This is a genomic window from Helicobacter cynogastricus (assembly GCF_900197855.1).
GTDB classification, from domain to species: Bacteria; Campylobacterota; Campylobacteria; order Campylobacterales; family Helicobacteraceae; genus Helicobacter; species Helicobacter cynogastricus.
Window position 1 is genome coordinate 45,225 of record NZ_FZMQ01000015.1, and the last position, 26,625, is coordinate 71,849.

The following is a 26,625-nucleotide window of genomic DNA, read 5'->3' on the forward strand; positions in this document are numbered from 1 at the left end:
TTGGATGAGAGATACACAACAACAAAAAGCAGAACAAGAACAAACAAAAGTGATCAAGCGCGATCGCGTGGGTGAAGGTATCAAGTATTTTGAGATCAAGGGGGTCAAAATTCCAGTGATCTATGAAGAGAACCATCTATTACCTATGGGTGCGATTCGTCTCATGTTTATTGGCGGGGGGAATTTGATGGACAAGGATAAATATGGATTATCCAAGCTAAGCGCAGAGATGCTCAATGAGGGCACGAAAGAGTTAGGCAATGTTAAATTTGCCGAGCAGTTGGAACAACTGGCTATTACGCTAGATACGGACATTCGTTTAGAATCTTTGCATATTGATTTAGGTTTTCTTAAAGAATACGAGTCAAAGGCGGTTGGTTATTTAATCGATCTTTTGCGCTCGCCTAATCTCACTCCCAGCGCACTTGAAAAGGTGCAAAAGCGCATGACCGCAGCCGCACTGACCAAAATGAGCAATTTTGACTATTTAGCCCAACTTGAGCTCAACAAAATTCTCTTTGCCAATACCCCTTTAGCTAATCCGGCTGTTGGTACACCAAAAAGCATCCAAAGCATTTCTTTGGAGGATGTGAAAAAACGCCTCGAAGATGCACTAGACATCGAGCGACTGATTATTGTAATGGGAGGTGATTTAGACACTAATCAAGTCCTCAATCAGCTCAAACCTCTCTTAGAAACCCTACCTTCCAACAAGCCCTTCTTTTCTCCCCATTTTGCTACCGCCAAAGAACCTCAAGAAAAAATCATTTATAAAGATACCCAACAAGCCTATATCTACTTTGGTTCTCCCTTTTACATGAAAGACTTAGAAAAAGAATTGCCCCTAGCTAAGGTGATGAGTTTTGTGCTAGGCTCTAGTGGTTTTGGATCGCGCTTGATGGACACCATTCGCGTTAAAGAAGGCTTGGCCTATAGTGCTTACATGCGCATACAACTCTCGCGTATCATCAACTGCGCGACTGGGTATCTGCAAACCAAACTAGAAAACCAAGATAAGAGTATCGCCTTAGTTAAACAAGTGGTGAAAGATTTTGTACAAAATGGCATCACTCAAGAGGAGTTAGACGGGGCTAAGAAGTTTTTACTAGGCTCTGAGCCTTTGGCTAATGAAACTTTGGGAGAACGGCTTACCAATAAATTCCATAACTTCTATTTGGGTCTCCCTCTTAACTATGACAAAATTATGCTTGATCGCATTAAAAACCTTAAATTAGAGGAAATCAACGCCTATATCAAATCCCACCCAGAGGTGGCAGATTTGAGTTTCAGCGTCTTGACTATGGACCCCAAACTTCAAGCCAAAAAAGCAGCACAAGAGGAAAAGATGGCCCCAGTGGAGCACAAATAATCTTTTACAAATCTTATTGTCAGGTTTGTAGAGGAACTTGTGTGGGGTTGTTTAAAAGGTATTTTAGAGGTGGGTGATGTTGCAATTATTATTAATTGCATTGCTTGGTATCCCACTAACTTTAGGATTGATCGCCTTGATGTCCTCACTCCCTTATATAGTAGTTTTCATAGTATGCTTGGTGGTAATTGGACTTATAGGGGGCGTTGTGGCGATGTTTAGAGATAACATAAGCGAGCATGGCTCTTGGAGAGGTGTGATGAGGTCTATTTTTGGTCTCATCTTGCTTGCCTTGATTGTCTATTCTTTTTTTGAGTGTGGCGGTCCATTTTGTATTCTTGCTCTGCTTGATACAATACAACATCTGTAACGCAATATTGATCACAAATAAAGGAGTTTTCATGTTTGAAACCATTATCGGGTTAGAGGTACATACCCAGCTCAACACCCAAACCAAAATTTTTTGTAGTTGTCCGACTAGCTTTAAAGACACTCCTAATAGCAACACCTGCCCGGTGTGTTTGGGGTTGCCCGGGGCTTTACCCGTACTCAATGAAGCTGCGTTAAAAAAGGCCATCGCCTTTGGGATGGCAATTAATGCCACGATCAACCAAGACTCCATCTTTGCGCGCAAAAACTACTTTTACCCCGACCTGCCCAAAGCCTACCAAATCTCACAATTTGAAATCCCCATTGTAGGCGCGGGCTATTTAGACATTGAGACAGAAACAGGGCTAAAACGCATCGGCATCGAGCGCGCCCACCTAGAAGAAGACGCAGGGAAAAATATCCATGAGGGGGAATTTTCTAAGGTGGATTTGAACCGCGCGGGCACGCCTTTACTAGAGATTGTGAGTCGCCCGGATTTGCGCAGCGCGCAGGAAGCTATCAGTTATCTTAAAAAATTACACGCACTTGTGCGCTTTTTGGGCATCTCGGATGCCAACATGCAGGAGGGGAATTTTCGCTGCGATGCCAATGTGTCTATTCGCCCCAAGGGTGAGGAAAAACTCTACACCCGCGTAGAGATTAAAAACCTCAATAGCTTTAGATTCATCCAAAAAGCCATTGATTATGAGGTGGAACGCCAGATCGAAGCCTTTGAGCGGGGCACTTATGCGCGCGAAGTGGTGCAAGAAACTAGGCTTTTTGACACCACCAAAGGAGTCACCCAATCCATGCGCGATAAGGAGGGTTCAGCAGATTACCGCTACTTCCCCGATCCTGATCTCAGGCGCGTGCACATTCCCCAAGCCCTCTTAGAGCAAAAAATCCCCGAGTTACCCGATGCCAAAAAAGCGCGCTACATAGAGCTAGGAGTCAAGGCTGAAGACGCGAGCATGCTAGTGAGCGATGTTGCCATTGCGCGCTATTTTGAAGAGATGATTGACATGGGAGCGAGTGTAAAGGCTAGTGTGTCTTGGCTGTGTGTGGAATTGCTAGGACGCTTAGAGGGGCAGGAGTTAGAGCATTGCAAAGTGAGCGCGCAAACTCTGGGCACTTTAGTGCAACGCATTGATAGCAAAAAAATCTCAGGCAAGGCGGGCAAGGAGATTTTAGACGCGCTTCTAGCCCAAGACTCCAGCCAGCCTAGCGATGTAGATGCCCTCATTGAAAAGCTAGGACTAGCTCAAGTGCAAGATGAGGGGGCTTTATTGCACGCTATTGAGGCACTTCTCTCTGCGCACCCAGACAAGGTAGCAGAATACAAAGCCGGCAAAACCAAACTTTTAGGCTTTTTTGTAGGACAGATTTTAAAGAACATGAAAGGGGCAGATCCTAGCGCGCTCAACGCGCTTTTAAAAGAGAAGTTAGAGGGGTAGTTGCAGGCTTTTCACTCTCTCAAAAATCCGTATTGCCAAACTTTGGGGGTGATTTGGACGCGTAAGAGTTCTAAACTCTCTTGCAGGCTGGCGTATAAGTCTTTATAGCGCGTGTCTGTGGCTTTACTTGGGGGGTTGAGCTTGCCCTTAGCATCCCTTCCACTAAAAAACTCCTTGATGTCATACAGGCTTGCATTGGGGTTGGAGTTTTGAAAGGTGTGGTAATAGGCATAGAGTTCACGCCCCTTATTTAAAACCTTTTTAGCTACCGCACCAAAGGTGGGCAAGAGCGATTGGGTAGGGGCAAAAAGCGCGCTTGTTTCTGGCTCTAATTTGCCGGCTAAAAAGTCTAGGAGGGTGTGGTGGGTATAACGCGCTTTGGGTTGGACTTCTTTTTCTGTAAAGGGGATAAAGTGATTAGCCCCTTGCTGGATAGAAATGCGGTTTTTCCCAGAAAAAAGCATAAAGACTAAACAATCGCCCAAAAACTCTAAATCTTCCTGCCAACTTTTATCATAAGGGGCATAGAATTGGTCATTGTGGTTTATCCACGAGTGGGGAATACAACGGCGCACAGAGAAATACACACACAAGGGGAGGAGGTTTTGAGGGGTAATAATAATAATAATATGCCCTTTTCCGGGCTCATTGGTGATACACATTTTATTTTGATTGGCAAAATCCGGCGCGTCTGTGGCTAGATATGCTAAAACGGGTTCTTTGCTTTTTCTAAATTGGCGCACCCACTCATTGATACTAGGCACGCCCTCCAACGCCCTAAAACTTTTCACGCCCATAAACTCCCCCCTAGAATTATAGACATCTAGTTTAACTGGAGTGGGATCACTACTTTTTATCGGCTTCACTCGCAAACGGCTACAAAGCATACTGCTTTTTGCCGGCTCGCCCAAATCCCATAGTAAAAAGCCGATAGGAAAACTTCCCTTCACATTATCAAAAGTGTTCCCCGGGCACATAAAGCCCCCTAAAAAGCGCGCTTTGAAATGCTCCCTAAAGGTTTTAAAATTGCTGGAATTAAGGGTTTTGAGTGTGGAGAAACTGGCTAAGATAGGGCCACTAATTTTAAGAGGAGATTTGTTAGAATTTACTTGCCCCTGAAAGGGGGCAAAACCACCGTTAAGGAGCTCATCGTGGTCAAAAAACCCGATAGAAGCTCTAGCTCCGTATTGTACATCAAAGTCTCTTTTTTGGGGCTTAAAATCTTGGTGTATAAGAGGGACTGAGGGCTTCTCCCCCGTAAGGGGGGCTTCTTTTGGTTGGGATTTTGCTTCAGGGGCAATCTCTTTGAGAATACGCATGAAAAATTGGGCAAAAAGTTCGTTTCTGGCCTTGCCGAGTTCTTTGGCGTAAGTCTCAGCGATCTTAGAACATGCCACTTCACTCTTATTCTTGCCCGTGTTAGAAATCTGGGTCTTGCTCCCCGCCTCTGCATAGGGGGGATTGATGTAAATAAGGAGCTTAGCGCGTTTTTTAGGGTCTTTTAAAATCTCTTGGAGGGGGTGGGGGAGCAGCTCAAAAGGATCCTTTAAAAAATCAAAGGCAAAAATATGCTCTTCTCTTAAGTCTAATTGCCCCTTTAACGCGCGTTCTTTCATAATCTCTACATCATTTTTATCTAAGGTGCTGGCAAAAATACGGTAAGGCTCAGAGAGCCCGGCTAATAAATTACCCGTGCCCGCTGCACAATCCCAAATAAAATACTCTTCTTGGAAATTCACTCCTAAGAAGTAGGCTAAATACTCTTGAGACTTGGCCACCCAAATAGGGGGAGTGTAAAACGCTCCCTTGCGCTCGCGCACATCTGGGGGCACTAAGAGATCGCGCCTGCGGAGGATGAAATCTTGATATTGCGTAGCGGGGGGACGCTTGTAGGTCTTCCAAAACTCTTGGTGCGCTTGTTGCTTGTCCTTGAAGAGCGCGCTTTTGGTGCTAAATAACCCTAATGGGTCAATTTCTCTATCAAATTGGTAATGATCTCCTACTAGGCGAGTGTTGAGCTGGCCTATGGTGTGGTTGTCCTCACAGAGCAGATCGGCTAGGTAAAAATCCGCGTCTAAAATGCCCACTTGTTTAGCCTTAGACCAATCTAAATTAATAGAGGGTTTGACCTTTTGCACCCACGCCTGATACACATGCACAAAGTTATTCTTGTCAATGGGGGTGCCTAACTTCGGAATGGCGTGTAAAGACTGGATAAAGTCTTTTAACTCCTTTTCTTGGGTGGCGAATGCGTAATGGATGAGATGGGCGTCTAAGAGCGGGCTTAGCAGAGTGTACACCTCTTGAAACTCTGCAGATTGCGTATTACTGGGTGCGCTGGTGTAGCTTTTTTGGGAGAGTTGGGCTAGCAGAGGTTCTAACTTCGTGGTGGAGATCACGCTAAAGCGCGCGCCATCAAAAGCCCCTAAGAAAGGGGCTAAATGCTCTTGAGGGCGCTTTAAAAGCGTTAAGATTAATTGAGTTAACGCCTTTTTAGGATCATAAATTCCTGCCTTAGCTTCTGCCCAAAGCAGGGGGATATTTCTATATAAACTACCTTCAGGCGCATAAACCTCAAAGTCGATCCAACTCCCACTACAAGTAAAATCTTTGAAATAGCGTTCCCGCAGGGCGTTTTTAAGGGGTTCTTCACAGAGGTGAGAGAAATGCATCATGGTCCTTAAATTGTCACTAAAGGAGTATTTTACACAATGGAGGTTGATTTTTATCAATCTAACCATAATTAGGATAAAATAAAAAATTCCATTAATAAGGATTGGCATGGCCACGGATAATGATGCCCTTTTTGATCAAATTTCTAAACGACTAGAGGCTTTGGAGGGATTGAGCGCGCATAATGCACATATGAATGTCCATACAGAAATGCAAAAGCAGGGAGTGGATCGGCGCGATTTTATGAAATGGGTGGGCGCAATGACAGCCACTTTAGCCCTGCCCGCTAGTTTTGCTCCACTCACGGCTAAGGCGGTAGAAATGGCTAATCGCCTTCCTGTCATTTGGTTGCACATGGCTGAGTGTACGGGATGTAGTGAGAGTTTATTGCGCAGTGAAGATCCCAGTATTGATAGCGTGATCTTTGATTATATCAATTTGGAATACCACGAAACTATTATGGTCGCTAGCGGACATCAGGCGGATTTGAGCCTAGAACAGGCGATTGAAAAGCACAAGGGCAATTACATTCTCATGGTAGAGGGGGGCATTCCTCAGGGCACAGAATATTTTTTAACCATGGGCGCGCAGGGACGCACGGGAGCCCAAGAGTGTATCCACGCTGCCAAACATGCTAAGGCGATCTTTGCGATTGGGACATGTTCGAGCTTTGGGGGCGTGCAAGCAGCTTATCCTAACCCTTCTAATGCCCAAGCATTGAGTAAAATCATCAGCCAGCCCATTATCAATGTCCCTGGTTGCCCTCCTAGTGAAAAAAACATTGTGGGCAATGTGATCTATTTTTTGATGTTTGATGCATTGCCCCGCTTAGATGCGTATAATCGCCCCACTTGGGCCTATGGACGGCGCATTCATGACTTATGTGAAAGACGCGGGCATTTTGATGCGGGAGAGTTTGTGCAACACTTTGGGGATGAAAATGCCAAAGAAGGTTATTGTCTGTATAAAGTGGGCTGTAAAGGTCCTTATACTTTTAATAACTGTTCGACTCTGCGCTTTAACTCGCATACCAGCTGGCCTATCCAAGCTGGGCATGGTTGTATTGGGTGTTCTGAACCCAATTTTTGGGACACCATGAGTCCCTTTGAAGAACCTATATCTAATCGCCTCATTGTGCCTATTACAAGCGCTTTTGGGGGCGTGGGGGCAGATAAGGTCGCTGATAGTGTGGGTATTATTGCTCTAAGTGCTGCTGGAATAGGTATTGCTATGCACGCTCTTTTGGCTGGATTAAAAAAAGATGATCAAGGAGATGCCCATGTCTAAAAAAATCATTGTCGATCCCATTACCCGTATTGAGGGACATTTGCGCATTGAAGTGGTGGTAGATGAGAATAATGTCATCACGGACGCGCATTCTTCTTCCACACTTTTTAGAGGACTAGAAACCATCATCAAAAACCGCGACCCACGCGATGCGGGCTTTATTGCCCAACGCATTTGTGGAGTGTGCACCTATTCGCATTACAAGGCGGGCATTAGCGCGGTAGAAGACGCTTTAGGCATTGTGCCCCCTTATAACGCCCAATTAGTGCGCTCCTTGATGAATATCGCGCTCATTTTGCATGACCATGTCGTGCATTTTTACACTTTGCATGGACTAGATTGGTGCGATTTATTAAGCGCGCTCAAAGCCGATCCCAAAAAGGCAAGCCAGCTAGCTTTTAGTTATGCAGAATACCCGTTAGGTACGGGCACAGACGAATTAAAAGCGGTGCAAAAGCGCGTGGGGGATTTTGTCAAACAGGGCGCGCTAGGACCCTTTGCCAATGGTTATTATGGACATGCTACTTACCATTTAAGTCCAGAGCAAAATTTGATCGTACTCTCACATTATTTAAAATTGCTGGGCATTCAAAGAGAAGCGGCCAAAATGACCGCTATTTTTGGGGCCAAACAACCCCATCCCCAAAGCCTCACAGTAGGAGGGATCACCTCTGTGCGCGATGTATTAGATCCCACTAGATTAGCCGAGTGGAAAAGCAAATTTGAGTTGGTGCAAGATTTTGTAGATCGTGCCTATTATCCGGATTTGATCATGGCTGCTGGCATGTTTAAAAATGAGCAGAGCGTCTTGCATGGCTGTGGCGTGAAAAATTTTATCGCCCATGAAGAGGTGTTGCTCTCTAGGGGTAAATACCTTCTGCCCTCAGGGGTCGTGTTCAATGGCGATTTATCTACCGTGCATTCCATCAATGAGGATTGGATTAAAGAAGATGTTACACATTCTTGGTACACATATAGCGGGAAAGAAACGCAATTACATCCCTATGAGGGGCAAACCACTCCCCATTATACCGGCTTTAAAGGGGGAGAGAGTATTGGACTGAGTGGCAAGGCAGAGCCTAGCAAGGTGTTAGATACCCAGGGCAAATACTCATGGATTAAAGCCCCGCGCTATAATGGCATGCCTATGGAAGTAGGTCCTCTAGCTTCTTTGGTGGTGGGCTTAGCGGCCAAAAACCCCTATACCACAAAGGTAGCTACCCAGTTTCTCAAAGACACCGGCTTGCCCACAGAAGCGATCTTTAGCACGCTAGGGCGCACAGCTGCGCGCTGTTTGGAAGCTAAAATTTTAGTAGATAATGGCTTGCAAACTTGGGATTCCCTAGTAGAAAACCTCAAGAGCGATCAGAGCACCTGCGCGCCCTATGAAATTGATAAAAATAAGGAGTATAAGGGGCGTTATATTGGGCAAGTGCCTAGGGGAATGCTGAGCCATTGGGTGCGTATTAAAAATGGTGTCGTGGAGAACTATCAGGCAGTCGTTCCCTCTACTTGGAATGCGGGCGCGCGCGATGAAAAGGGACAGAGTGGCCCTTATGAAATGAGCTTAATAGGCACAAAGCTGGCCGACTTGACCCAGCCCTTAGAGATTATCCGCACCATTCACTCATTTGACCCCTGTATTGCTTGTTCTGTGCATGTGATGGACATCAAGGGGCGTGATTTTGGAGAATTTAGAGTCGATCCTAGCTTTGCACGTTTTGATAAACCCCTTAAAGAGGAGTCGCAGTATGTCCAATAATTATCGCGCCACTCAAGAGTATACTGGACTTGTGCGCTTTTTCCACTGGGCACGCGCGCTGGCTATTTTTGCCCTTATTGCTACGGGATTTTACATCGCCTACCCCTTTTTAGAACCGCGCTCTAGCGTGTATCAGAACATGCAACTCTTGCAGGCCTATATCCGTAGTGCGCATATCATGGCTGGTTTTGTGTTGATTGCTATTTGCTTGTTCCGCTTTTATCTCTTTTTCTTCGATCGCAAGAGCTCTGAAGAACGCCTTTCTCTGAAGGGAGTTTTTAGCCTCTCAACTTGGCTAGAACAGCTCAAAATTTACTTTTTAGTGGGCAAACATAGCCAAAAAGAGGGCTTGTATAATCCTATGCAGTTTGTGGCGTATTTCTCCCTTTGTGTGCTCTTGGTGTTGGTGATTTTAAGTGGGATTGTGCTCTATTATAATGTCTATCATTTGGGATTGGGGGGAGTTTTGGAGCGCTATTTTAAATGGTTTGAAGTGCTCTGTGGAGGGCTAGCCAATGTGCGCTATATCCACCACCTCACTACTTGGGCGATCATGCTCTTTATTCCTATCCATGTTTATATGGTGTTTTTCCACTCTATCAAATTTCCTGATGGTGGGGCAGATGTGATGGTGAGCGGACGGCGTTACATAAAGGGTTAAAGTGGATATTTTAGTCCTAGGTGTGGGGAATATCTTACTAGGAGATGAAGGGGTTGGGGTGCATCTGTGCAACCAATTAGAACGCAATTATGACTTTACCTACCCTCATAAACTGGAGTTTATGGACGGGGGCACGCTAGCTCAAGCCCTGATTCCATGGATTGTAGAATTTGATCGGGTCTTGCTTTTAGATTGCGTGAGCGTGGCTAGCGCACGCGTGGGGGAAGTCTTTTGCTTTGAATTTGAGAATATCCCCCCTGAAATCACTTGGGCAGGAAGCGCGCATGAGGTAGAGATGTTGCAAACTTTAAGACTGACCGCTTTAATGGGTGATTTGCCCCCCGTGCGCGTGATAGGTCTTGTGCCCTCTATTGTGCAAGATCAAACAACTTTTCAACTTAGCGCGCCCATGTGTGAGGGCGCGCTCTTAGCCAAAGCGCGTGCCTTAGAGAGTCTAACAGAGTGGGGCGTGCGCGCCACTCCTAAGACTCAAATTCAAAGTTTACAAGAAATTGCTTACCAATCTTATAGGATGGTTTAAATGGTGTTTGTGTTTAAATTCCAATCTGTTGGAGAAGTAGGCGCGCATATAAGCGCGCTTTTTATGGACTTTCTAGCCCATCATGCCCACGCACAAAACTTGGCCTATGCCACTGCGCTTGAGCGTTTTTTCTTGCAAGCAAGTGAGCAAGAGGCGCAAAATTTTGCCCAAATCTTAAGCGATCGCCTCCCTCTCTCCTTAAGTTTTTCTTTTTTAGGCGTGGAGCTCTCTCAGGAAAAAATAGAGTGGCAAACCCAACCCAAAGAATGCCCACTTTTAGACATCCTCCAAGAGCGCGAGGCTCTAGAGAAATGCCTATTAAAACCTTATTTGAGCGCATTTAGATATAAAAACGAGGCGTACACCACTCCTGCGCAAATCCAAAGCGCGTTAGAGCAAATGACACGCACTCTGCAAGAGGGAGACACTCTCACAGTGCAGACCACAAGGGGGCTTAAAAAGCTCTCTTGTACACCCCTAGAGGGCGCGCAGGTGCTCTTTTTAGATTTAGCCAGCGTGCTCTCTTGCACGCGCGCCGATCACAAGAGCGCGCAAGTGTTATGCGCCCTAGAGAAACCTAGCATGATCGCCACACTTAAAGAAGTCTTTGTCAATGAATTTAAAAGTTTGGAAATTTGTGCGTGCTTGCCCTATGATTTTGGCCTAGCCCTTTTGGCACGCGCCCTTTTAAAAAAGGAGATCGCCTATTTATTCATGGCAGATTCTAGCGGGGTAGCAGACTTTAGCTACATCTGCAACGCGCCTAGTTTGCCCGCGCAAGTCTTTAGTGTGGGCAAGAGTGCTCTATTGCTCCCACATGCCTACACCCATGCCCAAGATACCCTAGAATTTGTGCGCCAAGAAGCCCCTAAAGAACCTCATTTACTGATTTATTTGAACTTTGAGCGTCCTAGTTGTTTTTGGGTTTATGAAGAGGGGTATAAACAGCTGATAGACTTAAGTGTACCCACTCACCCTAGCGCGTTCATCGCCCAACTTAAAAGCAATGCTAAGGGGCGCAAGCTCTACGCTAATTACCAAAAAGCTTACCCAGAATTATGTACGCGTTTAGAACAAGAACCCTCTACACCCCCAGAACCTAGCACAAATCTCTTAGATTTTTTGGGTGGACTTGTTCGAGTTCTAGGCTTTGAGAATACGCATAATCCGCGCGCTCTCTTTACCCATGCCAAGAGTTTTTTACGCTCTAAAGGACCTCATATTGACTTTAAGCTAGCCAAAAATCCGCCCAATCTCAACCCCGCGCCCACTATTAGAAGCGCAGTGAGTTACACGCTAGGAGGCACAGACGTGCCCACCATGTGCTTTGGCATCTTGGATTCTTTGGCAGAGTTTTTAGGCAATGTGATTTATGACGCACAAAGCCAATTCAAGTTTAATCAAGTGTATTTGTGCGGAGATGTCTTTTTAGAAAAGGTCTTTCTGGATCTATGCTTAGAATACTTTCCTAAGGGCTGTCTCTTCCCCCTCACCTACATGGATTACCAGCAGAGTGCTTAAGAGAGGGCGCGATCAAGAGGGGCGAATCGATTTTCAAACCCCCCACCACAAGGATAGCGCGCATAGCGCGCAATTCTAGCACGATCGTGCTCTGTACACACAAGATAGAGTTTATCTCCCACAAGATGGCACTGCTTAGAAAGTTGTAAACTTAAGCTTTGAAAACCACCTTGCCCTTTGGCTCGTGCCAAGTTTGCCCATATCTGTGGAGTAATTTCAATTGTATAGGTCATTTGTACTCCTTAAATGAAATGACCACTGCTAGATACAGCGGGTATTTTTTCTAGCCCAAAACGCCTAAATATGTGCTTAAAGATAGTGATCGCCAAGTAGATCGCAAAAATAACGCGTGATTTGAGGGCTTATTGTTTTGTTTTGACTGGCGTGGATAAAATCCTCTTCTAGAGCCTTGAAACGGGCAAAATCTAAGAAGACTTCGCAATTGCGCAGATAGTAGGGAATGTGAGAAATTTGGGTTTTGAACACATCGATATAACAGTAAAGACTGTATTTTTCAGGTGGAACATAGATTGCGTGCGCACTCTCTTGGCTTAAGAATGTTTTAGAACGCGCGAGGGCGTTGATATCTCTGAGTGTATAAAAAAGCGCGCTTTTGTTTTGTACGCGTTGTTGATTAGGGTATTTGTCCACATAAGCACTAATAAAATCCCAATCAGACAGTCTCAAAGTGGAGCCTTCCAAACTTTTAAAGGAAAAATGAGAAATAAAGGTTTCATCCATGCCTATTGAGTCGCGTTTATAAAGGGCTAAAATAATAGGAAAATAGCTTAAAGACTTGGGACAAAAGAGGCGCGAGCTCACTAGAAGACTATCCAATAGGCGGTAGTTTTGGGCGAAATTTTTTAAGGCGCGCAGATTTGTGCGTTTAATAAGATAGGAGAGGGGGTGTAATACACAAATATAATCTGCCTCCAGTAGGGCAAAGGAGCGTAAAAAACTCAAACCCACATCGCGTGCTTGTAAGAGAGTGTCTATCTTTAAGGGGGTCTTGTCTTTGAGTGCAGAGCGTACCCTGGAAGTGCGATCGTTATAAGGGGGGTTACCCATGATGACTAATTTAGCAGAAGAGGGAATGTAAAAACTTTCTCTACTGACATTGTGTAGAGCATTTTGATGGACTAATTTGACATGGGGGCAGATTTGGGTGGCTTGATGTAGGGCTTGCAGATCGCAATCCATGCCTATGTAGGTGTGAAAACCAGGTAAGGTTAAAAAACTCCCATATCCGCACGCGCTATCCAGCAGATAATAATCTTTAGGATCGATATAGGGGCATAACATATCAAATGCCCTTTGCACCAACCACGCTGGAGTATAAAAACTCCCCAAATTGATTTGATCCAAATGGCTTAAATGAATGGGTTGAGGTGCAGACATGAGATTCCTTATGTTGCGCTTTTTAGGATATTATGCCATTTACTAAGACCCACACTGGATAAGGAGGTTTTCATGCAAGAAGGGTTAGAAAAGTTAGAGCAAGAGCTCAAAAATGTTAAGCGGGCTATGCGTTTGGGCAAAAGTGCCCTAGAAGAGGGCTTAGAAGTGCAACAGGAAGCTGAGGAACTTCGTGCGAGTTTTAGCGCATTTTCTGAAGCTTTGGGCAGTGTGCTAAAAGCTTTGCGAGAACATTATGCTAGCTTAGAAGAAGATGACTTAGAGCTAGAAAAAAGCTTGACTAAGCTCAAACACGCCCAAGCTAAGATAGCTGCGCCTTTAAGCGCACTAGAGAAACCCAATAGCACCCAAGAGGTTTTAGAAGTGCTAGAGGGCTTGCAAAACAGCGTTACTAATTTAGAGGGCGTGCTAGAGGGGTTACACAAGTCCAGCCAATCTGCACCCCAAAATTTCTCTACACCTAAAGGTGCTAAGAAATATGTCCCTCAAAGCAAAGAGGAGCTTAAAAAATTGGTCGCTGATGAGAGTATCCATTTGGGGGATATTGATATTAGTCAGATTACAGATTTAAGTTATGTGTTTTCGCATGTAACTGGGAAGGCGGGGGAGCAACCACCCGCTTTTATGCGAAAAAATTTTGAGGGGCTAGAAAACTGGGATGTTTCGCATGTAACCAGCATGCAGGGCATGTTCTATCGGGCAATTTTGTTTAACCATGACATTTCTAATTGGAATGTGGTCAGAGTGGAAAAGATGAATTGTATGTTTTACAAGTGTGGGCTTTTTAACAAGCCTTTGGATCACTGGAATGTTTCCCGTGTTACAGATATGCATAGCATGTTTTTTTGGTGCGAGGATTTTAACCAACCCTTAAAAAATTGGAATGTGTCTAGGGTAAGAGGCATGACATACATGTTCAAAGGATGTGAAAAATTTAACCAAGACTTACGCAACTGGGATGTGTCTAGTGTTTCTGATGGTCTGGAAGACATGTTCGATGATTGTTTGAATCTCACGTATAGCCCAACTTGGTATAAGGGAATGATTCTTGGTAGTGTGCTAATGATGTAGAGTTAAGCATGTTTTCTAGTCGCACTGCCCTCACAACCCTCCCTCACTGGTATCGCGCCTAAGACTGCTTGAGCTACACCACCAACCACCCCTAAAACTTAAGCCCCGCGCTTAAAAGGTAAGGCGCGCACTCAAGGGTGCTAGCCTACCTTGACATGCCCGCCCTGCTTGGCTATCATAGTTGTTTAAGACTAGGAGAGTGCATGCAAAAGGGCGATAGAATTTTTGTAGCAGGGCATAGGGGCTTAGTGGGGCGCGCGATTGTAGCGTGTTTGCAAGAGCAAGGTTTTAATAACTTAATTTTAAAAACCCACTCTGAATTAGATTTAACACGGCAAAATGCGGTCGAACAATTTTTTGAGATAGAACGCCCCGACATCGTCATTTTAGCCGCGGCTAAAGTGGGGGGGATTTTGGCCAATAACACCTACCGCGCCGATTTTATTTACCAAAACTTAGCCATCCAAACCAACACGATCCACTGCGCCTACAAGTATGGGATTAAAAAGCTCCTCTTTTTAGGCTCCACTTGTATTTACCCCAAAGAGTGCCCCCAGCCTATTAAAGAGCAAGCCCTTTTAACTAGCCCCCTAGAACCCACCAACGAACCTTATGCTATTGCTAAGATCGCTGGGCTTAAGATGTGTGAGGCGTATAACGCCCAGTATGGGACTCATTTTATTTCTGCGATGCCCACCAATTTATACGGCGAGCATGATAACTTCGATCTGCAAAATTCGCATGTCCTGCCTGCGCTCTTAAGAAAAATGCACCTAGCCCATTTGCTAGAGAACAACCGCCTAGATTTGGTGTTACAAGATTTGCAAGTGTCTAGCCAAGAAGAAGCCTTAAATCTCTTAGAACAACACGGAGTGAGCGCGCAAGGGGTGCAAATTTGGGGCAGCGGCGCACCCAGACGCGAGTTTTTACATGTGCAAGATTTAGCCCGGGGGTGTGTATTTCTCTTAAAACACCAACAAGCTAGTGCTACACTCAATCATACCAACATCGGCACGGGGGAAGATATTAGCATTAAGGACCTGGCTAACTTGATTAAAGGGATTGTGGGTTTTAAGGGGGCATTGGTTTTTGACAGCTCTAAGCCTGATGGGACTTTGTTAAAGTGTAGCGATGTGAGTAAAATCGCTAGTTTGGGCTGGCGGGCGAGCATTCCCTTAAGAAAGGGCATTGAAGAAGTGTATCAATGGTATCAAAACAGGTAAGAAAACATTCTTGGGCTATCATCTCTATTTTCTTATTCTTCTTTATGCCTAGTTTTGGATTAGGCGCACACACACCTACAAATCCCCAAGAACAAGCCTTTTTCAAGGCGGCTAAGGACCTCTATGATTCGCTTGTAAATGCCCACAACACCGCCTTAAAAGTGGCTCTTAAGGCAGAATGCGTGCCTAGCCAAATGGACCAATCGGCGATGACCCCACAGGTCGTGGCACGGCGTTACAAAACATGGATTAGCCTAGCTACCCAAATGATAGACCATGTGCCCTTTATGGCGCGCTTAAAAAGCCTGCCCCTCTATGACCAAATCAGGGGCTTTGAGGCTTTGCACGCCTTTGGCTTGGTGCGCGCTAAGATTAATAACGAGGTAGATTGTGAGGACGCGCTAGAAAATGGAGCACCCCCTCCAAAGCCCCTTGAAGCCCAAAAACTCTTAGAGGTCTTGCAACAAAACCTAGAGTTTTTTTACCCCTTACTACTCAACGCCTCTAAACAGGGCTTGCCCTTAGAATCTTTCTTACGCACTTTAAATTGGGGAACTGGCTTTGTGTTCAGCACATACGATTACCAAAGCGCCCTGCTAGCACAACTGCACTTCTCCTCAGAGGACTACGACACCAAGCTCAAAACCTTAAAAGACATGTTAGCCAAAGATTCCTCGCCGACTATCTTGCGCCTTAAAACCCTAAGAGCGGGTCTAGATAATTTCCTCTTCAATAGATTCGATTATGGGATTGACGGGCAAGAAGAAATGGCTTACTATAAACAGGTCCAAAAAATTCTAGGCTTGAGCCTGCAAGATATACAGCGTTGGAGAAATTATTACGCTTATCGCTTTCAAACTTGGTTAAATGGTGTGCGCGCCCTAAGCACCTCTAAGCCCCCTATTCCTCTTGATCGTCTAAATATCTATGACTGCCTCAATGCCTCTAAAGAAGACATCCTAGCGTGCCAAGCCTTCTTAAAGAATCCCAGTGCGCCTCTTTATTATTACTTCCGCATAAGCCGCCTCATCGCCTTTGGCGATCAACCCTGCCTCTATCTCACCCCCCAAAACACGATCCAAGCCTTCCCCTCCAAAGACCCCCTTTGTCAAACCCTACAGGCAAACCCTCCCCAAATGGGTATAATCGTGCCCTCCAATTTAGTCAAAGCCTTTCAAGAGGCACAAGACACCTTAATGTACATGTTAGATACACCCCCCCATGACCTCAAACCTTTTAAAAAACGCCTGCAAGCCATTTTACAAGCCACCCCCCTAGCCTCTCTGCAGGGTCCTAAATGGCATCATTTGCTCGATTACGAACGCCTCCATCTTTTAGCCCTTTTGAGAGGCTCTTTGGGCTCTTTTGATTTTGACATGGATAAACACTATCCTGCATTCATTTCTGCCCCCATGTTGGCATACTATTACCTCCGCCTGCTACATTTTTTCTACACTCCCTTAATAGAAGCCACTAAGCAAGGCTTAGACCCTAGCGTGTATTTAAAAGACCTCAAAAAATCCGCCCCCAAATTCCCCAACCCCTGCGCCCAAGATAAACTCTGCGCGCGCCCTGACAATACTCCAGAGAGCCCGTGGCTTGAAGATTTTAGAATCGCCAAATTAGGTAGTTATCTTGTAAGGAGGTATAAAGATGGTTATTCTTCTGAAAGTATTTCCCCTGTAGACTGGAATGTTCCCGCGTGGGATGAAAAGCGCGGGTTTTTATTTTATAGGGATTTAGCCAAATGGTGGACTCCTAAAGAGGCCCCGCTATGGGATTTGTATTATAAAAAACACATTGAGGCGTTTTTTGCCAACAAAGACTTTTATATAGACACGCTATTGCATCCAGAAAAAATTTCTGCAGATCGCCTACGCACCAACCCCACCCCCTGCTTGACCCCCAAATATTTAAACCAGCAGAGTGTGCAAGCTTGCCAACTAATCCTAGAGAAACAACGCTTTGACGAGTCTAAAATCCGCAACTATTTAGAAAGCATGAGACTTTTAAGCGTGGATAATAGCCCCTGCTTGTATCTACACGCCAAAGAGCAATTACGCGGGTTTAATTCTAAAAACCCTCTCTGTCAAGCCCTGCAAACACGACCCCCTGATTTCTCTCCCCCAAGCCATATTTTAAAAAGGACACTTGTCAACCGATGAAAAAACATGCAGTATGGCCCTGGTTTGTAATCCCTAGTTTTTTGGGAATCTTTTTACTCAGCTTTTGGTTTATCGCGCGCACCCAGCACACACCCCCCAACAGCGCGCAATTCCCCCTAGAAAAAGAGGCTTTTTACCAAGCGGCACAAAGTCTTTATGACTCCATGCTCAATGCCCATAAAGAAGCCTCTGAAAATGCCCGCTGTGGTGGTGGTGCGGACCCTGATTATGATTCTATAGAGATGATCAAGCGCCATGCTAAAACTTGGATCAAGTTAGCCACACAGATGGTAGATGCACTCCCCACCATTAAGCAGATTCAAGTTAGCTTACCCCAAGCCCTAGCTACGCGCATTAGAAACTTTGAAATCTTGCATGCCCTCTCTTTAGTGCGCGCCAAGATTCCAGATGTGGATTGTTATGGTGATCGCAGACCCCCGGACTACGATGCTGTGGATAAGTACTTTGATTCCTTTACCCCCTATGCGCTTAAAAAAGAAGAATTTTTACAAGATTATTCTACGAGCTTAAAGCTCGTTTATGCGCTCTTGATCCAAAGCGCACAACAAGGGCTAGATATTAGCGCTTACTTGCGCTTCTTAGAGGAACAACCTGACAACACGCCCCTTGAGCTCAGACATGCAGGCAATTACAACATGGACGCTTCTAAAAATCCTTTAGCCATGACGCAATTAAAAGCCTTGTACTTTAGCACAAACTCCTATCTTTTTTTTACTGACACCATGAGTGATCTAGGGCGTTATAGTGCTGAAGCCTATTATAAGGAGATTTATAAGCCCTTAAACTTAGATTTAGAATTTACTAGGGCTTTGAACCAGTATTATATGAGCGTGCTTTGGCGTGTTTATGGGGTGGCTAAACTATTCAATCAAGCCCAACCCCTAGAGCAAACCCTTAAAAATTTTCCCCACATTTGTTTTAGCACGGCTTTATCTAAAGAGATCAAAACGGCGTGTCGCGGGGTCTTGGCGCGCCCTAACGCCCCCCTGCAAGACTACTTGCGCAACTTTCGCCTCATAGGCTTTGATAACCAACCCTGTCTCTATCTCACTCCCCAAAACACCCTTAAAACCTTCCGCTCTAAAAATCCCCTTTGCCGTGTGTTGCAAGCCCACCCCCCTAACATGGGCGCGCCTGTATTTAAAGACTTGATTCTAGCGTTTCAAAACGCCCAAGATTTTTTGAAAAATACCGCACCCACGCGCGATGCCCAGAATCTGCAAGAGTGGTTGCCCACTGCCAAAGTATATCTTAACGCCATTTTGCAAGCCACCCCTCTAGCCTCTTTGCAAGGCTCTAAGTGGGATTATTTGCTAGATTATGAGAGCCTGCATCTCTTAGCCCTCTTAGAGGGCAAACTAGCAGATTCCGATCAATTCAACGATCTTAAATTTTATTTTACCAACACCCCGGCACCCCTGTTAGCACAAGATTACGCACGCTTGTTGGATTTTATCTACACCCCCCTCATCCAAGCCTCCAAACAAGGGCTTGATCCTAGCTTTTATTTGAAAAATCTTAAAGACTCTCAATTCCATGCCATCCACCCCTGCGCTACAAAAGATTATTGCACTCTGCCCCCTGACATTCCTCCTAGCCCATGGCTAGAGGACTTTAAAAGCGCCGATCTGGCTATGGACTTTGCAGCACACAGCGGAAGTTTTGGGTTGGATTGGTTTAATGCGGATACGTGGTATAAAAGCCTCTCTGTTAGCCAACAGCAAGCCTTTAAACTATGGGATCTGCACTATAAAAAACGCGTGGAAGCCTTTTTTTATGCCAAAGATTATTATGTAGATACCCTAAAACACCCCGAGCGTCTTTCTGCAATGTACTTGCGCGCCAACCCCACCCCCTGTTTTTACCCCAAATATCTCAGCCCAAAGAGCGCGCAAAATTGCCAACAAATCCTAAAAGCACAGAGTTTTAACCCCTTTAGATACCGCGAATATTTGAGAAGTTTCATGCTCTTAGGCATAGACAATAGCCCCTGTTTGTATTTGAACGCCAAAGAAGAATTACGCGGCTTTGACTCCAAAAATCCCTCTTGTAAGGCCCTGCAAGCATGGGCGCTCTACACTCCACCCAAAGAGATCGCTTTGCCCCCCTTGTTTTTACAGCATGTAGAGGCGATGCGCACGCGCCTAGAAAGTGCCCTGCAAGAGGCGCACACACAAGACCCCATATGCGAGCAAGATCGCGTGCAATTTTTGCAAGGCGTGTTGCCTCAGCTAGAACAACAAGCCCAAAGCGCGCTAGAATCCTTGCCCCTATTTTCTAATTTTAAACCCAAGAATGACAAAGAAAAGGCGTTATTAGAGGGTATGCAACAACAAGCCATGTTTTTGCTCTTTGCGCTCTTAGAGGGGGGCTTTAAGAATGATTGCCAAAAAAGCACCCCCACCACAAAAGAAATTGCCCAAACTTTTATGCGTGCTCTAAATTTTATCTACCAACCCCTTATGCGCGCCCACGCGCAGGGGCTAGATGTGGTGTGGTATGTGCACACCCTAGCACGGATTCAAAAGAGCCATGAAGAAGATTGTGCACGTCGGGGCTGTGAGACTTTAGGCGATGATCTAAAAAGCTTTGTGAGGAGACGCTACTTTGTGGGAAACACCTATGATGGTGCTAACGCCTACCACATCACCAAAGATGTAGAAATAATAGAAATGATCTATGATTTTACTATGGGTAATTCTAATCCCCATTTGGGTCATAACCTCTTGGATACGCTCCAAAAGAAAAACAACACAGATCAAGAGGACGCAGAGGATCAAGAATACACAGAAGATCAAGAGGATATAAAGAATCCTATTAATTACTTCATTCTTAGGCGAGTCGCCCAGTTTTTAGACGCTCAAGAGGTTCTCTCTGTCGATCAGGGCGATGATGTCTATAACACCCCTCTTTTCTTCCCTAGATACCCTAGCGCGTGTTTGCGCCCGGAGTATTTGCGCCCTAGTACGCGAGCCGAGTGTATGCAGATGTTTAAAAGTGAAAAATACGATGTGTCCGCCTTGAAAGTGTATCTACAAGATTATATAATGGTGAGCTTGCAGGGTGTGCCCTGTTTGTACTTAGATGAGAAAAAGCAAATTAAGGGCTTGGGTTCTTCTAGTAGGCTATGCCAAAGCTTGCTAAAACCCTTGAGTAAAAAGGGATGGTTTTACCACGATGAAGGGCATTAGTTGATGTATAAGCGTGTTTTATGGGGGTTGTCTTTAGGGGTTGTTGTTATAGCCTTGATCGTGGCTTTGTTGTTTAAAAACCGCTTGGATACGCCCCAAGAGCGCGCGCCCACGCAGAACACCCCAGACACAAGCGCGTTCATCAGGGCTGCCCAAGAGTTATATGGCTCCATGATAAGCGGGCACAAAGCCGCTTCTATGTTAGCCCTTAAAGATGCCCCATGTTGGGTACACATGTCAGATCCCACTTACTACTACACAGACATGGTCAAAAAATACGCCCCCACTTGGATCAATCTAGCGACCAAAATGGTAGATGCCCTCCCTTTCATGGCGCATATCCAAAAGAGTCTGCCCCAAGATGTCGCCCAAGAGATTAGAAAGTTTGAAATTCTGCACGCCCTCTCTTTGGTGCGCAATAAGATTCCGGGTGTAGATTGCTATAATTTTAAAAAGAATGACACTTCTGTCAATCGTAGTGATGACGATGATGATAATGACGATTACGAAGATTTTACACCCGATCCCCTCAATCCCCAAGCCCTTTTAAAAAATTTCTCTCAGAGCTTAGAGATCATTTACCCGCTTTTAATCAACTCTTTTAAGCAAGGACTCCCCCTAGAATCTTATTTAAAAACACTAAGCCACCAAGAAAACCTAAGTGTTTCTGGAGATGAGATTGATAAACATTTAGAGAGCGTGCGCACCAACGCCACTAACAACACACAACCCCTCATCACTTCCTTAGAAACCTTGCGCCCTGTGTTGTATTCCTTCCTCTTTGATACACGCCTAGACGATCACGAGAACCTTGACTACTATTTGAATATCTACAAAAAACTAGGGCTCAATTTAGCACAGATCAATGCGTGGACGAATTACTACTATAGCCATGTGCAAACCCTCCTCAATGGCGTATTAGCCTTAGAAAAGTTGGGAGCACCTAAAAAGTCTCAGAAATCTCAGAAGTCTCATTGCACGCTTGTGGTAGGAAGCCATGGCGGGATGCGCTTAGAGCGCGATTGTAAGAGCGCTTCCGCTCTTAAGCCCTCCAAGCAGGATTCCCCTTTTAAAAGCGACCCTTTTTTATGCCTAAACCCCCTGTCTAAAGAGTATCAACACAGCTGTCAGGCCATTCTCACACGCCCCAATGCGGCTTTGCAAGATTATCTGCAACGCTTCCATCTTTTAGCGCTCAATAACCAACCCTGTCTTTATTTGAACCCCGATAATACCATGCGCGCCTTCCCCTCCAAAGAACCCTTATGCGCGCTGATTCAATCTAACCCTCCTAATGTGGGCGCGCCCTTGCCTAAAGATCTGCTTAAAGCTTTCAGCACAGCCCAAGAAAAGCTTAAAAACGCCCTAAACGCCCTTTATAGCGATGATCAAGAACCACATCAAAGTCTAGCGCAGGTGATGCCCGCTTTAAAGCAAAGCTTACGGGCCATCTTAGAGCACACTCCCCTAGCCTCTCTTAAAGGGAGCGTGTGGGATTCTCTCTTAGATTATGAGAGCATGCACCTTTTAGCCCTACTGGAAGCTTCTATCCGTCAAGATGCCATGTTGGGTCTGAGTTGGACTATCTACTTTATCAGAAAACCCGTCTCTTCGATCATGCAAGATTATCTAAATCTCTTGGATTTTGTCTACACCCCCTTAATTCAAGCCATCAAACAGGGGCTAGACCCTAAAGATTACCTGCAAAACCTGCAAAAAAAGCAAACTCCCCCTACTCTATGCGCGTGTGATAACCCCTATTTATGCGAAGCGCGAGACTGCGCCCTAAATGTTACTCCTGAAAGTCCAGAAGATGTGCTTTGGATCAAAGATTTTAAGAGCGCTGTTTTAAGCGCGCGTTTAGCCGTGCGCCAAAATATTTACACCACACCCACGCAACTTAAGTGGGGTATTGCTTCTGATTGGAGCAAAAGTCTCCCTTTAGAAATGCAAGAAGTGTTTAAGGCATGGGATTGGCATTATTACAACCGCGCGCGCGCATTTTTAGACATGCGCAATTTTTATGATAACTGGTGGGCGCACCCTGAGAGTGTGGGCGCAAACCAATTACGCCAAAACATCACCCCTTGCTTTGCCCCCCAGTATTTGGATAAAAACACTTCACAAACCTGTCAGCGCATTTTGACAGAACAGAGCTTTAGCCCTCCTCCTTTCAAAGACTATCTACAACGCTATAAACTCTTAATCATCCACAACACCCCCTGTCTTTACTTAGATTCTAAACAAGAGCTACAAGGCTTTGCCTCCCACGATCCTTCTTGTCAAGGCTTACAGGCGTGGGCTTTGAGTAGTCCACCTAAAATGACTTTACCCCCCTTGTTTTTACAAGGATTAGATCGCCTGCGCGCGCGCTTAAGCTTCATCTTAGAGGATGCCTACAAGCAAGACCCCACTTGCAAGCAAGAGCGCGCCTCTTTCTTTAAAAGCGCGCTTGTAGAATTGAGCACACAAGCCTCTAATGCTTTAAAAACTCTCCCCCTCTTTGTAAATTTTAAGCCCAGAAATGCTGTAGAGCAATCCTTAAAGGCGCGTATAGAACAAAACTCTATCTTAGAGCTTTTTGCCCTTTTGCAAGGCAGCGCAAAAGACCCGTGTCATCCTAAGCCAGCCAAACCAACCGCCAAACTCGCCCAACAAATCATTCAGGTGTGGGATTTTATCTACGCTCCCCTAGTGCGCGCCCATGCGCAGGGCTTAGATATTGCGTGGGCTGTGCAGACCCTTACTTGGAATAGGCAAGAAAATCCACAGGTTTCTAAGTGGGATAAACACCTAAAAACCTTGCGCGATTGGAGTAAACAGATTACGCCTGATGAGGGTAAATATGCCTTGCAACTTGCCCAAGATGTACGTATTGCCTCGCTTGTGCGCCAATTAGTGGGGTATGAGAAAACTTCCGAGCTCGCTTGGGATTTGGCTAATGTTTTCAAAGAAAACCCACCCAAATTCTTAAAAAAGAACAACACCTTCGACCTAGAGAAATATTGGAATATTTTCATCTTCGATTCAAGCGGGAGCAGTGCTCTGGATCTCTTGGCTTACCAACGCATAACCCAATTTTTACAAGGGCTAGACCTCGTGCGCGCACAACTAGATGATCCTAGCCAACTCAACCCCGTATTGCTCTACACCAATCCGAGCGTGTGTTTACATGCTAAGTATTTGCGCCCCAATATGCAAGCTGCATGCGCTAAACTTTTTAGCCAAAAAGATTATGATGTAACCGCCTTAAAAGCCTATTTACAAGACTATCTCCTAGTGAGTTTTAACAACATTCCTTGCTTGTACTTAGATATTAAGCATCAAGTTAAGGGCTTGGGTTTTGGGAATTCTCTATGCCAAAGCCTCTTAAAACCTATTAGACACAAAGGATGGTTTTTACATGATGAAGGGCACTAGGGGATGGGTGGTATCTAGCGCGCCTTGCTCACCACGCTAGCATACGCCCCTAATTTTTCCTCCCACAACGCTTCGACTTTCTCAATTTGGTGTTTCTCTAAAGCCCGTATAAAGTGTTCTATTAAGTCATAGGCGATTTGGTTATATGCATGGACGGGCAGGCTAAATTTTTCCTCTAAAAGCCTCTCTTTGTTGATTTCCCTATTGAAGCCGTATTTGTGTTGCACGCTATGCCTTAAAATCGTGGTGCAAAAAAGGGCTAAATGGCGGTTGAGTTCCTTTTCTTTAAGCCAAATGACCATGCAATGATCAGAAGCCACAAAGGGGTAGGGGTGGTAAAAGCAACTCCCCACACTCCCGCTATTGGCTAAAGTGATTTTGTTGGCATAGATTTTCATATAAGGGGGCGGGGCAACATAGCCATCCACGCCATTATTCATGGCACTTGAAGAGATATAAGCGATTTCCCCCTTTGTGTGATCCTCTTTTTTATAACGCCTCCCCCTTTCATAAATAAAGACTTCGCTAAAGCTAAATGCTTGCCATTTAAGATTTTCTAGGCTTACCCCCCCCCCCCCCCCAGTGGCAACAGGGCGTTATCTTTAAGTTCCATTGATAAGTCCTTTAATTTTTATCATAGATTGTATCCTCATACGCCTTTAATCTTTGATCCCACAATGCCATAACTTTTTCGATCTGCTGCTTTTCTAGGGCTTTGATAAAGTGTTCCATTAAGTCGTAGGCAATAGTGCCATCTTTGTGAGTGGGTAATTTTATGAAAAGATTCTCTAAGATACCTTGTTTAAAGGAGGTACTACCCCAACTAAAGGCACTAAAGGTTTTACGCATGCAAGTAATTAAAAATAAAGCCCTATACCGACTTAAGTACTCCTCTTTAAGCGTGAAAACTTTAATCTTATCCCCCGTAAAGTAGGGTTTGTCTTGGTAAAAAATCGTAGCAGTGTCCTGTCCAAAACTAATACTAGGAGCCTCATTTAAAAAAATAGGGTCTTCATCAATATAGCCCCTAATGCCGTTATTATTAGCTCCCCTAGCTACATAGGGGTATCCATCCACACAAAAGCGCACCTTATTAGCATCAAATTTTCTCTTAGGGGTGTTGATGTGAAAAAGCTCTCCTACTCTAAACTCTTGCCATTTTAAGCCACTAAGAGTAACATCTACCCCCCCCCCCCCCGCATAAATAGGGGTTATTTTTGTCAAATCCCATCATTTAACCTTTAGAATTTTTAAAGAATCTTAGCTCACTCTTTTTTAAGGTGGATTAATACGCCCCTTAAACTGGATTGAAAGCGTTCTTAGCCTTGATCTAGCACGCTAGTATATGCCCCCAACTTCTGATCCCACAACGCCTTAACTTTTTCGATCTGTTGTTTTTCTAGGGCTTTGATAAAGTGTTCTATGAGCTCAAAGGCGATCGCCTCCTTTTGGACGGGTAAGACGATTTTAAGGGGGTTTAGGGTTTTTTCAAAATCGCGCACCAAAATGCCCTGCAAAATCTTTTGGAATTTGTTAAGACAAGTGAGCATGAAAAGCGCGGTATGGCGGTTCAAGCCCTCAAATTTGGGATGTAGGCTCTTGGTGAATTGCCCGGTGTAAAAATCCTGCTCCATGTAGAAAAATTGCATGCCAATCATCCCCACCGCTAGGCAATTCCCCTTAATCTTGTGTTCCTCATCCAAATATTCCACCCACCCGGCAATGCCATTATTTAAACAAGTGCGGGTAAAGTAGGGATAAACCTGTTTGTCCTCTGCGTTTGCAATAAAATTAAAGCTATCTTTATTGAGCTGGGGGTTAGCTTGGATCTTAAACAAATCCCCCACCCTAAACTCTTGCCATTTTAAGTTACTAGGGGTAACACCATTGCCCCCCCCCCCCCCGATTTTCAAAGTGCGCGCTAAAGATATTTAAGGCGTGTGCTTCCTCTGGGGTTAGCTTGGTGTCCTCCAATCCTGTTACTTTTAGATACGCTTGAAGTTCCTCCAAGCGCTCCGCTTGAAGTTCCTTTATAAAGGCTTCCATAGCCTCAAAAGCGATTTCCCCATTAGGGGTGTGAGGGAGAGAAAAGCGTAACTTTTCCATATCGCTAATTGTGCAATTAGTGCCCCAACTTAAATGGGCGACCGACTTTTGTAAAGCGATAGCGACAAAAAGCCCGTTATGCCTGTTAAGAGAGAATTTAGGCACAAGAATCTTAAGATTATTCCCCGTAAAATAGGGTCTTTCTTGGTAAAACACGCTAAAAGTGTCCATCGCAAAACTTAAAGTATTGCCCGGGTTTAAAAAGGCTTTATCTTGTTTAATAAAGCCCCTAATGCCATTGTTACGCGCGCTCCGCACCACATAGGGGTAAAAACCCTCTTTAGGTGTGTCCTCAATCTCTAAGGTGTTGGCATGAAAAATCTTACAGCTAGAACGCACCTCAAAAATCTCCCCTAATTGCACCCCCCGCCAGCT

19 protein-coding genes and 1 pseudogene are annotated in these 26,625 nt (G+C 45.0%); 12 read left to right on the forward strand and 8 right to left on the reverse strand.

The features are described 5' to 3' along the window. The first annotated feature begins 4 nt into the window (after window positions 1–4). Window positions 5–1,369 carry a M16 family metallopeptidase gene (locus C6H00_RS06820; protein ID WP_407645540.1) on the forward strand — a complete coding sequence of 455 codons (1,365 nt, stop codon included), beginning with the start codon at window positions 5–7 and terminating at the stop codon, window positions 1,367–1,369. Between the two features lie 145 nt (window positions 1,370–1,514). Here C6H00_RS06820 and C6H00_RS06825 read toward each other — a convergent pair whose 3' ends face one another. Next, on the reverse strand, window positions 1,515–1,772 hold the full coding sequence (locus C6H00_RS06825) for a hypothetical protein (RefSeq protein WP_104750245.1): 258 nt from the start codon (window positions 1,770–1,772) through the stop codon (window positions 1,515–1,517). On the opposite strand from C6H00_RS06825, the gene gatB reads away from it, so the two are divergent. Continuing rightward, window positions 1,771–3,192 carry an Asp-tRNA(Asn)/Glu-tRNA(Gln) amidotransferase subunit GatB gene (gatB, locus tag C6H00_RS06830; protein ID WP_104750246.1) on the forward strand — a complete coding sequence of 474 codons (1,422 nt, stop codon included), beginning with the start codon at window positions 1,771–1,773 and terminating at the stop codon, window positions 3,190–3,192. The two genes, C6H00_RS06825 and gatB, sit on opposite strands and share 2 nt — an antisense overlap. 11 nt (window positions 3,193–3,203) lie before the next feature. Here the strand turns inward: gatB and C6H00_RS06835 are convergent, their stop codons facing one another. Further along, entirely contained in the window at window positions 3,204–5,864 is a 2,661-nt protein-coding gene (locus C6H00_RS06835; protein WP_104750247.1) for a hypothetical protein, read from the reverse strand. A 109-nt stretch (window positions 5,865–5,973) separates the two neighbouring features. On the opposite strand from C6H00_RS06835, the gene C6H00_RS06840 reads away from it, so the two are divergent. The 5 genes from C6H00_RS06840 to C6H00_RS06860 are packed head-to-tail and all read left to right on the forward strand — an operon-like array spanning window position 5,974 to window position 11,637. After that, window positions 5,974–7,152 carry a hydrogenase small subunit gene (locus C6H00_RS06840; protein WP_104750248.1) on the forward strand — a complete coding sequence of 393 codons (1,179 nt, stop codon included), beginning with the start codon at window positions 5,974–5,976 and terminating at the stop codon, window positions 7,150–7,152. Next, window positions 7,145–8,914 (forward strand): nickel-dependent hydrogenase large subunit, encoded by a 1,770-nt coding sequence (locus C6H00_RS06845; protein ID WP_104750249.1) that lies wholly within the window; start codon window positions 7,145–7,147, stop codon window positions 8,912–8,914. The genes C6H00_RS06840 and C6H00_RS06845 overlap by 8 nt, the downstream gene beginning before the upstream one ends. Continuing rightward, window positions 8,904–9,575, forward strand: coding sequence for a Ni/Fe-hydrogenase, b-type cytochrome subunit (cybH, locus tag C6H00_RS06850; protein ID WP_104750250.1), 672 nt, complete (start codon window positions 8,904–8,906; stop codon window positions 9,573–9,575). Before C6H00_RS06845 ends, cybH begins: the two co-directional genes overlap by 11 nt. 1 nt (window position 9,576) lies before the next feature. Beyond that, window positions 9,577–10,116, forward strand: a complete 540-nt coding sequence (locus C6H00_RS06855; RefSeq protein ID WP_104750251.1) for a HyaD/HybD family hydrogenase maturation endopeptidase — start codon at window positions 9,577–9,579, stop codon at window positions 10,114–10,116. Next, complete coding sequence (locus C6H00_RS06860; protein ID WP_104750252.1) at window positions 10,117–11,637, forward strand: protein hydE; 1,521 nt, start codon at window positions 10,117–10,119, stop codon at window positions 11,635–11,637. Here C6H00_RS06860 and C6H00_RS06865 read toward each other — a convergent pair. Continuing rightward, on the reverse strand, window positions 11,634–11,870 hold the full coding sequence (locus C6H00_RS06865) for a hypothetical protein (RefSeq protein ID WP_104750253.1): 237 nt from the start codon (window positions 11,868–11,870) through the stop codon (window positions 11,634–11,636). The two genes, C6H00_RS06860 and C6H00_RS06865, sit on opposite strands and share 4 nt — an antisense overlap. Window positions 11,871–11,946: 76 nt before the next feature. Further along, entirely contained in the window at window positions 11,947–13,035 is a 1,089-nt protein-coding gene (locus tag C6H00_RS06870) for an SAM-dependent methyltransferase (RefSeq protein WP_104750254.1), read from the reverse strand. A 72-nt stretch (window positions 13,036–13,107) separates the two neighbouring features. Between C6H00_RS06870 and C6H00_RS06875 the strand changes: the two genes are divergently transcribed. The 5 genes from C6H00_RS06875 (at window position 13,108) to C6H00_RS06895 (ending at window position 24,144) form a co-directional block, all read left to right on the forward strand. Further along, window positions 13,108–14,124 carry a BspA family leucine-rich repeat surface protein gene (locus C6H00_RS06875; protein ID WP_104750255.1) on the forward strand — a complete coding sequence of 339 codons (1,017 nt, stop codon included), beginning with the start codon at window positions 13,108–13,110 and terminating at the stop codon, window positions 14,122–14,124. A 203-nt stretch (window positions 14,125–14,327) separates the two neighbouring features. Continuing rightward, window positions 14,328–15,347 carry a GDP-L-fucose synthase family protein gene (locus tag C6H00_RS06880; protein WP_104750256.1) on the forward strand — a complete coding sequence of 340 codons (1,020 nt, stop codon included), beginning with the start codon at window positions 14,328–14,330 and terminating at the stop codon, window positions 15,345–15,347. Between the two features lie 44 nt (window positions 15,348–15,391). After that, window positions 15,392–17,512 (forward strand): glycoside hydrolase, encoded by a 2,121-nt coding sequence (locus C6H00_RS06885; protein WP_233704470.1) that lies wholly within the window; start codon window positions 15,392–15,394, stop codon window positions 17,510–17,512. After that, window positions 17,509–20,724, forward strand: a complete 3,216-nt coding sequence (locus tag C6H00_RS06890; protein WP_104750258.1) for a hypothetical protein — start codon at window positions 17,509–17,511, stop codon at window positions 20,722–20,724. Before C6H00_RS06885 ends, C6H00_RS06890 begins: the two co-directional genes overlap by 4 nt. Before the next feature lie 3 nt (window positions 20,725–20,727). After that, window positions 20,728–24,144 carry a hypothetical protein gene (locus C6H00_RS06895; RefSeq protein ID WP_158655753.1) on the forward strand — a complete coding sequence of 1,139 codons (3,417 nt, stop codon included), beginning with the start codon at window positions 20,728–20,730 and terminating at the stop codon, window positions 24,142–24,144. A 14-nt stretch (window positions 24,145–24,158) separates the two neighbouring features. On the opposite strand, the pseudogene C6H00_RS06900 reads toward C6H00_RS06895, so the two are convergent. The 4 genes and pseudogenes from C6H00_RS06900 to C6H00_RS06915 all read right to left on the reverse strand — a co-directional run. Further along, window positions 24,159–24,680: pseudogene (locus C6H00_RS06900) on the reverse strand (restriction endonuclease subunit S); the annotation flags it as partial. Between the two features lie 88 nt (window positions 24,681–24,768). Further along, window positions 24,769–25,368 carry a restriction endonuclease subunit S gene (locus tag C6H00_RS06905; protein WP_233704471.1) on the reverse strand — a complete coding sequence of 200 codons (600 nt, stop codon included), beginning with the start codon at window positions 25,366–25,368 and terminating at the stop codon, window positions 24,769–24,771. Between the two features lie 95 nt (window positions 25,369–25,463). Continuing rightward, complete coding sequence (locus C6H00_RS06910) at window positions 25,464–26,057, reverse strand: restriction endonuclease subunit S (RefSeq protein ID WP_267892011.1); 594 nt, start codon at window positions 26,055–26,057, stop codon at window positions 25,464–25,466. After that, window positions 26,017–26,613 carry a restriction endonuclease subunit S gene (locus C6H00_RS06915; protein ID WP_104750262.1) on the reverse strand — a complete coding sequence of 199 codons (597 nt, stop codon included), beginning with the start codon at window positions 26,611–26,613 and terminating at the stop codon, window positions 26,017–26,019. The genes C6H00_RS06910 and C6H00_RS06915 overlap by 41 nt, the downstream gene beginning before the upstream one ends. Window positions 26,614–26,625: the final 12 nt, after the last annotated feature.

Excerpts from the sequence above, each read along its gene's own strand:
- C6H00_RS06820 (WP_407645540.1), top strand. The coding sequence starts at position 5 with ATGAGAGATACACAACAACAAAAAGCAGAACAAGAACAAACAAAAGTG.
- gatB (WP_104750246.1), top strand. The coding sequence starts at position 1,771 with ATGTTTGAAACCATTATCGGGTTAGAGGTACATACCCAGCTCAACACC.
- C6H00_RS06825 (WP_104750245.1), bottom strand. The coding sequence starts at position 1,772 with ATGAAAACTCCTTTATTTGTGATCAATATTGCGTTACAGATGTTGTAT.
- C6H00_RS06835 (WP_104750247.1), bottom strand. The coding sequence starts at position 5,864 with ATGCATTTCTCTCACCTCTGTGAAGAACCCCTTAAAAACGCCCTGCGG.
- C6H00_RS06840 (WP_104750248.1), top strand. The coding sequence starts at position 5,974 with ATGGCCACGGATAATGATGCCCTTTTTGATCAAATTTCTAAACGACTA.
- C6H00_RS06845 (WP_104750249.1), top strand. The coding sequence starts at position 7,145 with ATGTCTAAAAAAATCATTGTCGATCCCATTACCCGTATTGAGGGACAT.
- cybH (WP_104750250.1), top strand. The coding sequence starts at position 8,904 with ATGTCCAATAATTATCGCGCCACTCAAGAGTATACTGGACTTGTGCGC.
- C6H00_RS06860 (WP_104750252.1), top strand. The coding sequence starts at position 10,117 with ATGGTGTTTGTGTTTAAATTCCAATCTGTTGGAGAAGTAGGCGCGCAT.
- C6H00_RS06865 (WP_104750253.1), bottom strand. The coding sequence starts at position 11,870 with ATGACCTATACAATTGAAATTACTCCACAGATATGGGCAAACTTGGCA.
- C6H00_RS06870 (WP_104750254.1), bottom strand. The coding sequence starts at position 13,035 with ATGTCTGCACCTCAACCCATTCATTTAAGCCATTTGGATCAAATCAAT.
- C6H00_RS06875 (WP_104750255.1), top strand. The coding sequence starts at position 13,108 with ATGCAAGAAGGGTTAGAAAAGTTAGAGCAAGAGCTCAAAAATGTTAAG.
- C6H00_RS06880 (WP_104750256.1), top strand. The coding sequence starts at position 14,328 with ATGCAAAAGGGCGATAGAATTTTTGTAGCAGGGCATAGGGGCTTAGTG.
- C6H00_RS06885 (WP_233704470.1), top strand. The coding sequence starts at position 15,392 with ATGCCTAGTTTTGGATTAGGCGCACACACACCTACAAATCCCCAAGAA.
- C6H00_RS06890 (WP_104750258.1), top strand. The coding sequence starts at position 17,509 with ATGAAAAAACATGCAGTATGGCCCTGGTTTGTAATCCCTAGTTTTTTG.
- C6H00_RS06895 (WP_158655753.1), top strand. The coding sequence starts at position 20,728 with ATGTATAAGCGTGTTTTATGGGGGTTGTCTTTAGGGGTTGTTGTTATA.